13 protein-coding genes are annotated in these 12,446 nt (G+C 67.3%); 7 read left to right on the forward strand and 6 right to left on the reverse strand.

Annotation, left to right across the window (positions count from 1 at the left end; genetic code table 11):
* Positions 1-1,044: ATP-dependent helicase HrpB (gene hrpB / locus RWO33_RS15570; protein ID WP_314106052.1), on the reverse strand; the 1,044-nt coding region annotated here is incomplete at its 3' end.
* Between the two features lie 93 nt (positions 1,045-1,137).
* On the opposite strand from hrpB, the gene RWO33_RS15575 reads away from it, so the two are divergent.
* Complete coding sequence (locus tag RWO33_RS15575; protein ID WP_314106054.1) at positions 1,138-1,953, forward strand: TatD family hydrolase; 816 nt, start codon at positions 1,138-1,140, stop codon at positions 1,951-1,953.
* A 237-nt stretch (positions 1,954-2,190) separates the two neighbouring features.
* Here the strand turns inward: RWO33_RS15575 and RWO33_RS15580 are convergent, their stop codons facing one another.
* Genes RWO33_RS15580 through RWO33_RS15595 form a run of 4 tightly spaced genes read right to left on the reverse strand, consistent with a single transcriptional unit; the run spans position 2,191 to position 5,846 of the window.
* A complete protein-coding gene (locus tag RWO33_RS15580) occupies positions 2,191-3,099 on the reverse strand; it encodes an epimerase (RefSeq protein ID WP_314106056.1) in 909 nt (302 codons plus the stop codon).
* On the reverse strand, positions 3,096-4,034 hold the full coding sequence (panE, locus tag RWO33_RS15585; protein WP_314106058.1) for a 2-dehydropantoate 2-reductase: 939 nt from the start codon (positions 4,032-4,034) through the stop codon (positions 3,096-3,098). The genes RWO33_RS15580 and panE overlap by 4 nt, the downstream gene beginning before the upstream one ends.
* Before the next feature lie 55 nt (positions 4,035-4,089).
* On the reverse strand, positions 4,090-4,890 hold the full coding sequence (locus tag RWO33_RS15590; protein ID WP_145478732.1) for an ABC transporter permease: 801 nt from the start codon (positions 4,888-4,890) through the stop codon (positions 4,090-4,092).
* Positions 4,887-5,846: an ABC transporter ATP-binding protein gene (locus tag RWO33_RS15595; RefSeq protein WP_145478734.1), complete on the reverse strand. Its 960-nt coding sequence runs from the start codon at positions 5,844-5,846 to the stop codon at positions 4,887-4,889. Before RWO33_RS15595 ends, RWO33_RS15590 begins: the two co-directional genes overlap by 4 nt.
* A 90-nt stretch (positions 5,847-5,936) precedes the next feature.
* On the opposite strand from RWO33_RS15595, the gene RWO33_RS15600 reads away from it, so the two are divergent.
* From RWO33_RS15600 to RWO33_RS15625, 6 genes are all read left to right on the forward strand, one after another.
* Positions 5,937-6,701, forward strand: a complete 765-nt coding sequence (locus tag RWO33_RS15600) for a ferredoxin--NADP reductase (protein WP_314106070.1) — start codon at positions 5,937-5,939, stop codon at positions 6,699-6,701.
* Between the two features lie 1,162 nt (positions 6,702-7,863).
* Positions 7,864-8,220: a SymE family type I addiction module toxin gene (locus tag RWO33_RS15605; RefSeq protein WP_314106061.1), complete on the forward strand. Its 357-nt coding sequence runs from the start codon at positions 7,864-7,866 to the stop codon at positions 8,218-8,220.
* A 26-nt stretch (positions 8,221-8,246) separates the two neighbouring features.
* Positions 8,247-8,438 (forward strand): hypothetical protein, encoded by a 192-nt coding sequence (locus tag RWO33_RS15610; protein ID WP_314106063.1) that lies wholly within the window; start codon positions 8,247-8,249, stop codon positions 8,436-8,438.
* 234 nt (positions 8,439-8,672) lie between these two features.
* Positions 8,673-10,184, forward strand: coding sequence for an alpha/beta hydrolase (locus tag RWO33_RS15615; RefSeq protein ID WP_314106065.1), 1,512 nt, complete (start codon positions 8,673-8,675; stop codon positions 10,182-10,184).
* On the forward strand, positions 10,181-10,927 hold the full coding sequence (locus tag RWO33_RS15620) for an ATP-binding cassette domain-containing protein (RefSeq protein WP_145478745.1): 747 nt from the start codon (positions 10,181-10,183) through the stop codon (positions 10,925-10,927). The genes RWO33_RS15615 and RWO33_RS15620 overlap by 4 nt, the downstream gene beginning before the upstream one ends.
* Positions 10,924-12,108 (forward strand): ABC transporter permease, encoded by a 1,185-nt coding sequence (locus tag RWO33_RS15625; protein WP_314106066.1) that lies wholly within the window; start codon positions 10,924-10,926, stop codon positions 12,106-12,108. The genes RWO33_RS15620 and RWO33_RS15625 overlap by 4 nt, the downstream gene beginning before the upstream one ends.
* 53 nt (positions 12,109-12,161) lie before the next feature.
* Here the strand turns inward: RWO33_RS15625 and RWO33_RS15630 are convergent.
* Positions 12,162-12,446: energy transducer TonB (locus RWO33_RS15630; RefSeq protein WP_314106068.1), on the reverse strand; the 285-nt coding region annotated here is incomplete at its 5' end.

Below are 12,446 nucleotides of genomic sequence, written 5' to 3' on the forward strand. Positions count from 1 at the left end.
GCGCTGCGCCTCCAGCCGCTGCGACTGCGGCCACAGCCGCCACGCCCAGCCCTCGGCCACGCGACCGGCACGTCCGGCGCGCTGGTCGGCCGAGGCCTGCGCGATGCTCACCACGTCCAACCGCGCAAAGCCGCTGTTGGGGTCGTAGCGCGGCTCCCGCGCCAGCCCGGCGTCGATCACCACCCGCACGCCGGGCAGGGTGACCGAGGACTCGGCCACGTTGGTGGCCAGCACCACCCGGCGTTTTCCCTCCGGGTCGGGCTGCAGCACGCGCGACTGCTGCTCCACCGGCAGCTCGCCGTGCAGCGGCAGCACCTGCACATCGGCCGGCAGCGCCTGCTCCAGTGCGGCCTGGGTACGGTTGATCTCGCGCTGGCCGGGCAGGAACACCAGGATGTCGCCGGGGTGCCCGGCCAGCGCCTGCTCCACCGCCCGCCGCGCCTGCGCCTCCAGCGATTCCTCGCGGCGCGCCGGAAAGTGGCTGATCGCCACCGGGAAACTGCGGCCTTCGCTGCTCAGTCGTGGCGCGTCCAGGAACTGCGCCAGCCGCTCGCCGTCCAGCGTGGCCGACATCACCACGATGCGCAGGTCCTCGCGCAGCTGCGCCTGCACGTCCAGCGCCAGCGCCAGGCCCAGGTCGGCGGAGAGGTGGCGTTCGTGGAACTCATCAAACAGCAGCGCGCCCACCCCTTCCAGCATGGGGTCGTCCTGCAGCATGCGGGTCAGGATGCCTTCGGTCACCACCTCCACCCGGGTCCGCGCGGACACCTTGTTTTCGAAGCGGATCCGGTAGCCGACCGTGTCACCGACCTCTTCGCCCAGCTGCCGCGCCATGAACTGCGCGGCGCTGCGTGCGGCCACGCGGCGCGGTTCCAGCATCAGGATCTTCCGGCCCTGCAGCCATGGCGCGTCCAGCAGCGCCAGCGGCACCTGGGTGGTCTTGCCGGCGCCGGGTGGCGCTTCCAGCACCAGCCGCGGATGCGTGGCCAGATGTGCGGCGATCTGCGGCAGCAGCGGGGAAATGGGGAAAATCGGCGTGCTCATGCGGCAAGGATACGGGCCACGGCCAGCCGCAGCGAGCGGCCGCGCGCGGGCGGCACGTTACAATGGACGGGTTAACCGTCCTGTAGCTGCCCCATGCACCTGATCGATATCGGCGCCAACCTCACCCACGACTCCTTCGACCGCGACCGCGACGCCGTGCTCGCGCGCGCGCGCGACGCCGGCGTGGTGCAGATGGTGCTGACCGGCGCCAGCCGCGAGCATTCGCCGCTGGCACTGGAACTGGCGCGCCAGCATCCCGGCTTCCTGTACGCCACCGCCGGCGTGCACCCGCACCACGCGATGGAATACACCGACGAATGCGACGCCGAAATGCGCGCGCTGCACGCGCATGCCGAAGTGGTGGCGGTGGGCGAGTGCGGGCTGGATTACTTCCGCGATTTCGCTCCGCGCCCGGCCCAGCACCGCGCCTTCGAGCGCCAGCTGCAGCTGGCCAGCGACGTGCGCGGCAGCGATGGCGAACGCAAGCCGCTGTTCCTGCACCAGCGCGACGCGCATGCCGACTTCATGGCGCAGATGAAGAACTTCGACGGCCGCATCGGCGCAGCCGTCGTGCATTGCTTCACCGGCGAGCGCCAGGAGCTGTTCGACTACCTGGACCAGGACTGGTACATCGGCATCACCGGCTGGCTCTGCGACGAGCGCCGTGGCGCCCACCTGCGCGAACTTGTGAAGCACATTCCGGCCGAGCGGTTGATGATTGAAACCGACGCCCCGTACCTGCTGCCGCGCTCGCTGAAGCCGATGCCGAAGGATCGCCGCAACGAACCGATGTACCTGAAGCACATCGTCGAAGAGCTGGCACGTGATCGAGGCGAAGACGTGGAAACCACGGCAGCAAATGCGACAGCGTCAACGCGGACGTTCTTCCGCCTTCCGGCCGCGGGATGACGGGCATGTCGCCTCGGTTCCGCGTCCCGGTCGCGGGATGACGGGTGCGTCGCCTTGGTCCCGCGTCCCGGTCGCGGAATGACGGACGTGTTGCCTTGGTAGGGTCGCATCCCGATCGACCGCCGATAACGGTGATCAACCCGATGGCGGCATGACCTGGAACGAAGGCGTCTCTCCGGCGGGCGCAATGCGTCAATGCACCGTTCAACGTTATCGGCGGTCGTCTGTCGACCGACCCTACCGCAGGGCGTCCTGCAGTCCTTCGCGGTACGTGTTGAACCTCGGTGCCCACGCCAACGCTTTGCGCGCCGCACTGCTGTCGATCCGCTTGCTGCTCGCATAGAAGCGCCGCAATGCGGGTGAAACCTCCGGCGCATCCCATGCCTGCGCTGCCGGCATCGGCCACCCACTCAACCCCGCTGCATAGGCCAGCACGTCCTGCGGCGGCGCCGGCTCGTCATCGGCCAGCAGATACAGTGCGTCGGGCGCGGAAAGCCGCATCGCCGCCACCACCGCGGTGGCCAGATCCTCCACATGCAGCCGGTTGAACACCAGGCCCGGCCGCAGCACATGCCGCGCACGACCTTCCGCCAGCTGCACCAGCGCATTGCGTCCGCGACCGTATATCCCCGGCAGGCGGAACACCGCCGACGCCACGTTGGTCTCATTCGCGAACGCCCGCCACTGCCGTTCCGCCAGCAGGCGCCGCCGGGCGGTGGCATCCACGGCATCGGCCGCAGAGGTCTCGTCGACCCAGCCACCTGCGCGGTCGGCATACACGGCGGTGGAGGAGAGGTACCCGACCCAGCGCAGTGCAGGGCTTGCGCGCAGCTCCTCCGCCAACAAGCGCAGCGCAGGATCACCGGCCTCATCCGGCGGCAGCGTACACAGCACCGCCTCCGCAGCACGGATCGCGTCCCGCAACGTAGTGCCGGGCTCTGCCCGGCAAAGCCCTTCACCGTCCCCGGGCGCAGCCGCCACCCACCGATCGCGAATCAACCCATCCTCCGGCGCTGCCCCGGGATCGCGCACCGTCCCACTGCACGCCACGCCGTGCGATTGCAGCAACCGGGCGATGTGCCGGCCGCTGTACCCCAATCCCAACACCAGCACGCGCGCCGGTAGCGCACCGCTCGTCACGCTCATTCCGCGCGCTGGCGCTGATAGGCCTGCAGGTGCGCGTACGCCACCGCCAGCAGCGGCGCTGTCTGGCCCGCCGCGCGCGCCCGCGCCAGCATGTCGCCGACGATCTGCTCGGCCTCCACCTGCTGGCCGGCTTCCAGATCGCGCAGCATCGACGCCTTCAGTGCCGATCCTTCCTGGGTGAGGGCGCCCAGCGCAATCGCGCGCGCCTTCTCCGGAATCGCCTCGCCCGCGGCTTCGGCCACCGCCAGGCATTCGTCGTACAGCCCGCGCACCACCACCGCACCATCATCGGTGGCCACGATCGTGCCCACATCGGCGCGCATCAGGCAGGTCGCCGCGGCCAGCGCGGTCAGGAACGTGTACTTGATCCACTGCTCCTGCCCGATCGCATCGCTGGCCACATGGTCCACCCCGGCCTGCACGCAGGCCGCTGCCAGGGCCAGCACGCGCGCACTGTTGCCGGGCGTATCGCGCTCGCCGAAGGTCAACTTGGCGGCGGGCGCCAGATGCAGCACCGCACCGTCATCGGCCTTGGTCGCACTGATGAAGCACAGCCCGCCCAGCACCGCATCGCGGCCGAAGCGAGCGTCCAGTGCCGCGTAGTGACGCAGCCCGTTGAGGATCGGCAGCACCGTCGTACGCGAGGACACCGCAGGTGCAATCGCCTCGATCGAGCTGTCCAGGTCGTAGGCCTTGCAGCTGAGGATCACCAGGTCGAACGGCTGCTCCGCCGCCAGCGCAGGCAGCGCATCGGCGGTGACGTGGGCTGCCGGGAAGGTTGCATCGCCCAACGGGCTGCGGATCACCAGCCCATCGCGATCCAGCTGCGCGGCGCGGGCAGGGCGGACCAGGAAGGCGACGTCCACGCCCGCCTGGGCCAGGCGGCCGCCGAAGTAACCGCCGGTGCCACCGGCGCCCAGGACGAGTATGCGCATGCTTTTCTCCATCTATCTCGAAGGCCGGCCAACGGCCGGCGCTACCGGGGCTGCTTCAGCTGCGCATGCCGACGCCACGCTTCAACAGCCACAGCGCCAGCGCGGTCAGTACCACCACGAAGCCGATCATCAGCGCATACGCCACCCACAGCGGCACGTCGCTGGTGCCCAGCAGGCCGTAGCGGAACGCGTTGACCATGTAGAAGATCGGGTTCGCGTGCGTGGCTGCTTCGGCCCACGTCGGCAGCAGCTTCACCGAATAGAACACGCCGCCCAGGTAGGTCAGCGGGGTCAGGATGAAGGTCGGCACGATCGCCACGTCATCGAACTTCTTGGCGTACACCGCATTGATGAACCCGGCCAGCGAGAAGATCGTCGCGCCCAGCAGCACCGTGGTCAGCGTCACCAGCGGGTGCGGAATGCGCACCGGGGTGAAGAACATGGCGATGATCAGCACGATGATGCCCACCATCAAGCCGCGCAGCACCGCACCGGCCACGTAGCCCCACAGGATCACCCAGTTCGGCATCGGGCTCACCAGCAGCTCTTCCACGTGGCGGCCGAACTTGGCGCCGAAGAACGACGAACTGATGTTGCCGTAGCTGTTCTGGATCACGCTCATCATCACCAGGCCGGGCACGATGAACTGCATGTAGCTGTAGCCGCCCATCTCGCCCACGCGCGAGCCGATCAGCCCGCCGAAGATCAGGAAGTACAGCGTCATCGTGATCGCCGGCGGCACCAGCGTCTGCCCCCAGATGCGCAGGATGCGCGCCACTTCGCGGCGCACGATCGTCATCAGCGCGATCCGGTTGCGTTGGCCGTCGGTCAGGACCGGGGTCGGGGTGCTGCTCATGCCGCATTCTCCTGGTTGCCGGTGAGGCGCACGAACAGCTCCTCCAGGCGGTTGCTCTTGGTCCGCATCGAACGCACCCGGATCCCGGCCGCGTTCAGCGCCGCGAACACCCGGTTGAGGTCCATCGCGCGCGGCATGTCCACGTCCAGCGTGTGCCCGTCGATGGCGGTGATGGTGGTGCCTTCGATCACCGGCAGCTGCGCCGGCAGCTCACCGTCGATGTCGAACAGGAAGCCCTCCACGTCCAGCTTGGCCAGCAGCTCGCGCATCGGCCCCTGGGTCACGATCTGGCCGTGGTTGATGATGGCCAGGTTCCGGCACAGGTGCTCGGCCTCTTCCAGGTAGTGCGTGGTCAGGATGATCGTGGTGCCGGCGGCGTTGATCTCCTTGAGCACCCGCCACATGTCGCGGCGGATCTCGATGTCCACGCCGGCGGTGGGCTCGTCCAGGATCAGCAGGCGCGGGCGGGTCATCATCGCCCGGGCGATCATCAGCCGGCGCTTCATGCCGCCGGACAGCGTGCGGCTCATCACCTGCGCCTTTTCCCACAGGTGGGCGCGCTTGAGCTCCTCTTCGGCCATCTTCTCGGCCTCCGGGCGGGCCACACCATAGAAGCCGGCGTAGTTGACCAGGATGTCGAAGGGCTTCTCGAACAGGTTGAAGTTGATCTCCTGGGGGACCAGGCCGATCAGGCGCATGGTGGCGCTGCGGTTGCGCACCAGGTCGCTGCCGAACACCTCGACCTGGCCCTCGCTCAGGTTCACCAGCGAGCTGATGATGCCGATCAGGGTGGACTTGCCGGCCCCGTTGGGGCCCAGCAGCGCGAAGAAATCGCCCGGGGCAACGTCCAGCGAAACCCCTTTGAGGGCCTGGGTGCCGTTGTCATAGGTCTTGCGGAGGTCGCGCACCCGCAGGGCGGGGGCGGTACTGGTCGCGGGGGAGGTCTGGGATGCCAAGCTCTTGCCTTCGCGCCCAAGGGTCGGCGCTGGATAGGGGCGGGGGAGCGGCTATTATAGGAGGCCCCGAGGGTTTGCCCCGGCTACACACTGTTTCCCAAATTCGTGCCTGTTCAATTCCCCCTCAAGCTGATCGACCGGCGCATGCTGGCCCCCACCGTCGGCCACTACCAGTTCCTGCGTGATGACGGCCAACCGCTGGATTTCCAGCCCGGACAGTTCATCCAGGTCCATTTCGAGTACGCCGACGGCACTGCCACCAAGCGCAGCTACTCCCTGGCTACCCTTCACGACCACGCCATGGCGCCCGGCGAAGCCGTTGATATTGCAGTTAGTTTCGTGCCCGGCGGGGCCGCCACCGCCCTGTTCGAGGGCCTGGACATCGGCGGCCACGTGACCGCCAGCGGCCCGTTCGGCCGGTTCTGCCTGATGCCGGGCGACCACAACGCCCGCTACCTGCTCATCGCCACCGGCACCGGGGTCACCCCGTACCGCTCCATGCTGCCGCTGCTGGCCACCGCCATGGCCGAGCGCGGGGTGGAAGTGGTGCTGCTGCAGGGCGCCCGCACCCCGGAAGAGCTGCTCTACAGCGACGACTTCTACGCCTTCGCCGCCGCCCACCCGGGCTTCCGTTACGTGCCGTGCCTGTCCCGCGAGCTGCCCGCCAACCCGCACCCGGACGTCCGCCACGGCTACGTGCAGCAGCACCTGGCCGAATTCGCCCCGAACCCGGCCACCGACATCGCCTACCTGTGCGGCAACCCGGACATGGTCGACGCGACCTTCGAGGCACTGAAGGAAGCAGGCCTGCCGACCCCGCAGGTGCGGCGCGAGAAGTACGTAAGCAGCAAATAAGCCGGCCGCCACGGACCCGAACTGCCCGGTCCCACAAGCGCCGGAACTGTGAAGGCCATCCTTTGCTGCGGGTAGTGGGCGCGTGTAAACTTTGCCCACGGATGTCCCGACCCGGTTAAAGGGGCATTGGCCGCCACGGAAGTGGTCCCACCAAGAGTGGTTAAGAGAGTCCGGCCCGCTTCACGCTTCAGCAGATGCCCGCCAAAAGCGGGCATTTTGCTTTTCACACCTTCAGCAGAAGACTCAGCAGGCTTGTTCTCTCAGCCGTAGCGAGAATTCCCTCAAAATTGTCACGGCGATACGCGCTTTCCACGAAAAGCCTGATGTCTGCACCGCCCGTGACCTTTCGCTCAACGCGAAAGTACATCACGTAGTGGCCCGAGGGGTGATTCCTCCTCACCGCGAAGTGGTTCCTGCGCCTGGTTGTATAGCAGCTGCGTTCATCGAGATGGAGAAGGAGCTCAGGCAGTGACTTGCTCAATTCCCAACGGAATGGGCAGAACACACGCGGATCACCAGGCCTCACTTCCCATAGGTACATGTGATCAGGATTGAATCCTGCAAGCTTCGTGGCATCTACTGAGAAGCAATGGTGCGAGTACTCGACCCTGACGCGAACGTGCGTTGCAGCTCTTCCCGGTCGCGTGTCGCTTTTGTAGACGACATAGGTCGGGTGCAGGTGCCTCAAAGAGAAGCGCACGCCGTCTTGATGATGGTCCGACCAGACAACCGTCCTGCTGCGCGTAGCCATGCGTCCGTGCCTCAAAGTCGAGCTGCGGCCCCGGGCTGCGATGCCTTGGCCGAAGTCTGGTTTTTAGCAACTAGCCGAACACGTTGGCAGAGGCACACCCGACACACGAACGTATCGCTTCATCTACCCGTTCTTAATCGATACGCCATTTGCGTCATAGCAAAGGCACGCTCAACCAATCTGCTGAAATCAAGAGGAACAAACGAATTCTCTTCGCTCGAAGCAAGGCGCATGGTGGTCCCCGGAGCGTAGAAACTCCAAGAACACAAAAATTGGATGTACTGCGTCGGGAGGGTGGCTAATACAACACCCTCGTGGAAATACGCCCGCCGGTCTTTCGTGTTCTTACGGTTTCTAACCTCCCGACTCCCTCGCCATCCCGGCGAGGGAGACACACTTTGGAGGTCTACCATGCAATCGCCCAGCGACACCGCGCCGTACGACGACCGCCCTTCCCACACCGCCCACCACCTGCCGGACCGCAGCTACATCCAGGCGCCGGCGTACGACGAGCCGCCGCCGGAGTTCCAGGACGAAGCATCGGTGCCCTTCCTGAAGCTGCGCGGCCGCTGGCTGCGGCAGATGGGATTCAACGTGGGTTCGAAGCTCAAGATCGAAGCCGACAAAGGCGTCATCACCATCACCGTGCTCGGCCAGCCGACCCTGCCGCGTCCCGGCGTGCCACAGCTTCTGCAGCGCACGATCGACCACAGCATGGTCGAAGCGGAACAGCGCCCGATCTGCCCGAATGGAGGGCTGGGCCTGTGAACCGGCGCGTGGTGATGGAAGTGCCGATGACCCCCTGGCTGCTGTACCAGTTCCGACTGGCCGCGTGGCGAAGCAACCAGAACCCTTCGCTGCTGCTGCGGAAGATGATGCGGGACTACGCGGCGCTGGAGTCGAACCCGAAGTCCATCGACCTCAGCGTGGTGAGCAACTCATGCCGACCGTCGCAGCTGGACGGCGGTGCTGATGGTCTGTCGTAGGCGGAAGGAAGCCAGCCCCAGAAGCAGGGGGCGCCGGCGTCCCCTGCTCCGGTAACAATCCCAGGTTCTGCACCCGGCCCAGACTCGGGCCCCCCGTGCACCCGACTCAATCAGTCGCCACCGGTCTACGTGTCCCGCGTCCGGCAGCGAAACCCCAAGCCCCTCTTCAGTCACATCCAGCACGCCCGTCCGTCATGGCATGCTGAGACCCTTCACTCAAGGACGTGACCGAGCATGCAACGTGCGATCCGACCCCTCGCCACCGGCGCAGCCCTGCTGCTGCTGGCGGCCTGCCAGCCCACCCCGGAAGCGCCGCCCGAGGGCGCCCAGCGCCAGTACGGCCAGCTGACTTTCAAGCCCTGCACCCTGACCAGTGCCCAGGCCAGCAGCAACGTGGAGGCCGAATGCGCCACGCTGCAGGTGCCGGAGAACCCGGCCGACCCCGGCGGGCGCAAGATCGGGCTGAACATCGCGCTGCTGGATACCGAGAACGAGGGCGAAGGCAAGCTGGACCCGGTGTTCTTCCTGGCCGGCGGGCCGGGCCAGTCGGCCACGCAGGTGGCGGCCATCGTCAACCAGTCGCTGCGCGACGTACGCAAGAAGCGCGACATCATCCTGGTGGACCAGCGCGGCACCGGCAAATCCAACCCGCTCGACTGCGTGGACGCCGACGGCAAGGAGCTGGCGTTCGATGAGAACGCGGCGGCCACGCCCGAGGTCATCGCCGAGTTTGCCAAGCGCTGCGCGGCGAGCGTGGCGGGCCGTGCCGACACCCGTTTCTACACCACCACCGAAGCCATTGGCGACCTGGACAGCGTGCGCGCCGCGCTGGGCGTGGACAAGATCAACCTGGTCGGCGGTTCCTACGGCACCCGCGTGGCCCAGCAGTACGCCGCACGCTTCCCGCAGCACACCCGTGCGGTGGTGATCGACGGCGTGGCCCCGAATGACCTGGCGGTAGGCGGCGATTTCGCCAACACCTTCGAGTCGGCAATCGAGCTGCAGGTGGCCCAGTGCAGGAAGGACGCCGCCTGCGCCAAACGCTTCCCGGTGGATACCCGGACCCAGCTGCGCAATGTGATGACCACGCTGGCCAAGGCGCCGGTTGAAGTGGAGTATCGCGACCCGGGCACGGCGGTGGTGCGCCGCGACCCGATCAGTGCCGACACCGTGACCAGCCTGGCGTTCCTGTTCTCGTACATGCCGGAACTGTCCTCGCTGCTGCCGGTGGTGCTGGATGAAGCCGCGCAGGGCCGCTACGCACCGTTGATGTCGCTCAACAGCATGGCCACCCGCAACATGGCCGGGCAGATGAACCGGGGCATGCAGTGGTCGGTGATCTGCGCGGAAGATGCCGACCGTTACCAGGAAGCGCCGGCCGGCGACCGCCTGCTCGGTCCGGAGGTGGCGCGCATGTTCTTCGCCGCGTGCCCGGCCTGGAACGTGGGCACGCGCCCGAAGGAATTCACCGCGCCGTTGAGCACCCAGGTGCCGGTGCTGCTGCTGTCCGGTGAGTTCGATCCGGTCACCCCGCCGCGCTACGCCGAGCAGGTGCTCAAGCACCTGCCGAACGGGCGCCATATCGTCGCCCGCGGCCAGGGCCACGGCACCCTCAATGCCGGTTGCATGCCGCGCCTGCTGGCGCAGTTCATGGACACCACCGACGCCAAGGCGCTCGATGCCTCCTGCCTGGACAGCCTCAGCCCGGTGCCGGCCTTCACCTCGTTCAACGGATGGGAACCATGATCGTCGCCGAGAACCTGCATAAAGCGTTCAAGACCAAGACCGGCCTGATCAAGGCGGTGGAGAACGTCGGCTTCCAGGCCGACGACGGCCGCATCACCGGCCTGCTCGGCCCCAACGGTGCCGGCAAGACCACCACCATGCGCATGCTCTACACGCTGATGACGCCCGACCAGGGCCGGGTGCTGGTGGATGGCCTGGACGCCGCCACCCACGCGGTGGACGTGCGCCGCCGCCTGGCGGTGCTGCCCGACGCGCGCGGCGTGTACAAGCGCCTGACCGCGCGTGAGAACATCGCCTACTTCGGTGAACTGCACGGCATGAAGAGCGCGCAGATCCGCGAGCGCACCAAGGTGCTGTCGAAGGCGCTGGACATGGAAGACATCCTGGACCGCCAGACCGACGGCTTCTCGCAGGGCCAGCGCACCAAGACCGCCATCGCGCGCGCGCTGGTGCATGACCCGCGCAACGTGATCCTGGACGAGCCCACCAACGGCCTGGACGTGATGACCACCCGTGCGCTGCGCGGCTTCCTGCGCGAGCTGCGCAACGAAGGTCGCTGCGTGATCTTCTCCAGCCACATCATGCAGGAGGTGGCCGCGCTGTGCGACAGCATCGTGGTCATCGCCAAGGGCACGGTGATGGCGGCGGGAACGGCCGATGAGCTGCGCGCGCAGACCGGCGAAGCGAACCTGGAAGATGCCTTCGTGAAAGCGATCGGCGATGAAGAAGGACTGCACGCATGAGCGCGTTTGCCACCATTTTGACCGTAATGCGCAAGGAACTGCGCGATCTCTCGCGTGACCGCCGTACCCTTGCGCTCACCCTGCTGCTCGGGCCGTTGCTGTACCCGATCCTGATCCTGGGCATGGGCAAGCTGTCCGAAAGCCGCTTCAAGACCCAGATCGACAAGCCGCTGGAGATTCCCACCATCGGTCGCGAAAACGCGCCCAACCTGGTGCGCTTCCTGGCGGCGCAGGGGCTCAACGCGGTGGATCCGCCGAAGGACCTGACCGCCGCCATCCGCGACCAGCGGATCGACATCGCGCTGCGCATCAGCCCGGACTTCGGCAAGGACTGGGCCGAGGGTCGCCCGGCACTGGTGGAGATCGTGCAGGACAGCACGCGGCGTGATGCCGACATCCCCAACGCGCGGCTGAAGGCGGCCCTGGGCGGCTACAGCCAGCAGGTCGGGTCGCTGCGGCTGCTGGCGCGCGGCATCGATGCCCAGGTGGCACGCCCGCTGGACGTGGCCACCCAGGACCTGGCCACGGCCGAGGCCAAGCGCGGGGTGATGATGTCGCTCCTGCTGCCGGTACTGCTCACCATCACGTCCTTCCTGGGCGGCGCCTATCTGGTGATGGACACCACCGCCGGCGAACGTGAGCGGCAGTCGCTGGAGCCGTTGCTGGCCACCCCGGCCAAGCGCAGCGCCATCGTCAGCGGCAAGATCGCCGCCGCCTGCGTGGTGGGCATGGTCTCGCTGCTGCTGACCCTGCTGGCGTTCAAGCTCAGCGCGCAGCTCTCCACCGGCGCGGCGGCGCGGCAGCTCAACATGGGACTGCTGTCGATGCTGCAGATGCTGTTCGTGATGATGCCGATCCTGTTCATCGGTACTTCGCTGCTGACGTTCCTGTCGGCTGCCGCCAAGAGCATGAAGGAGGCGCAGAGCCACATGACCTGGCTGATGCTGCTGCCGATGCTGCCCGGCTACGCGCTGATGGTGTACCCGGTGAAAAGTGCGCTGTGGCAGCTGGCGGTGCCGTTCCTGGCGCAGAACCAGATGCTGCTGAAGATCATCCGCCACGAACCGATCAGCGCGCAGATGTGGGCTGTGTACCTGGGCGCGGGGTTCGGGCTGGCGGCGCTGCTGTGGTTCGCGGCGGTGCGCCGCTACCACCAGGAGCGGCTGGCGATTTCAGGCTGAGCAAAAAAGAACCCCGGATCGCTCCGGGGTTCTTTTTCATCAACGCGAACCGATCAACCGCCCGGCGCGAACGCCAGCGTGCGGCGGGTGGTGGTCGGGGCCGACACCGGCTCGAACTTCCACTTCTTCACCGCGCCCAGTGCTTCGCGGTCGAAGATGCGGGCCGGGGTGGCGCGCAGCACGCGCGCATTGGTGACCGAACCGTCGGTGCCCACGGTGATTTCCACCAGCACTTCGCCCGAGGTGCCCGAACGCAGCGCGTCGGCCGGGTAGCGCGGGGCCGGGGTGCTGATCGGGCGCAGGGTGGCGGCGGCAGCCGGTGCGGCAGCCGGCTGGCG

The organism is uncultured Stenotrophomonas sp. (assembly GCF_963519925.1).
Taxonomy (GTDB): domain Bacteria; phylum Pseudomonadota; class Gammaproteobacteria; order Xanthomonadales; family Xanthomonadaceae; genus Stenotrophomonas; species Stenotrophomonas maltophilia_AE.

What these genes read in the sequence shown, in the direction of transcription:
- RWO33_RS15575 (WP_314106054.1), top strand. Translation starts at nt 1,138, where the DNA reads ATGCACCTGATCGATATCGGCGCCAACCTCACCCACGACTCCTTCGAC.
- RWO33_RS15580 (WP_314106056.1), bottom strand. Translation starts at nt 3,099, where the DNA reads ATGAGCGTGACGAGCGGTGCGCTACCGGCGCGCGTGCTGGTGTTGGGA.
- panE (WP_314106058.1), bottom strand. Translation starts at nt 4,034, where the DNA reads ATGCGCATACTCGTCCTGGGCGCCGGTGGCACCGGCGGTTACTTCGGC.
- RWO33_RS15590 (WP_145478732.1), bottom strand. Translation starts at nt 4,890, where the DNA reads ATGAGCAGCACCCCGACCCCGGTCCTGACCGACGGCCAACGCAACCGG.
- RWO33_RS15605 (WP_314106061.1), top strand. Translation starts at nt 7,864, where the DNA reads ATGCAATCGCCCAGCGACACCGCGCCGTACGACGACCGCCCTTCCCAC.
- RWO33_RS15610 (WP_314106063.1), top strand. Translation starts at nt 8,247, where the DNA reads ATGACCCCCTGGCTGCTGTACCAGTTCCGACTGGCCGCGTGGCGAAGC.
- RWO33_RS15615 (WP_314106065.1), top strand. Translation starts at nt 8,673, where the DNA reads ATGCAACGTGCGATCCGACCCCTCGCCACCGGCGCAGCCCTGCTGCTG.
- RWO33_RS15620 (WP_145478745.1), top strand. Translation starts at nt 10,181, where the DNA reads ATGATCGTCGCCGAGAACCTGCATAAAGCGTTCAAGACCAAGACCGGC.
- RWO33_RS15625 (WP_314106066.1), top strand. Translation starts at nt 10,924, where the DNA reads ATGAGCGCGTTTGCCACCATTTTGACCGTAATGCGCAAGGAACTGCGC.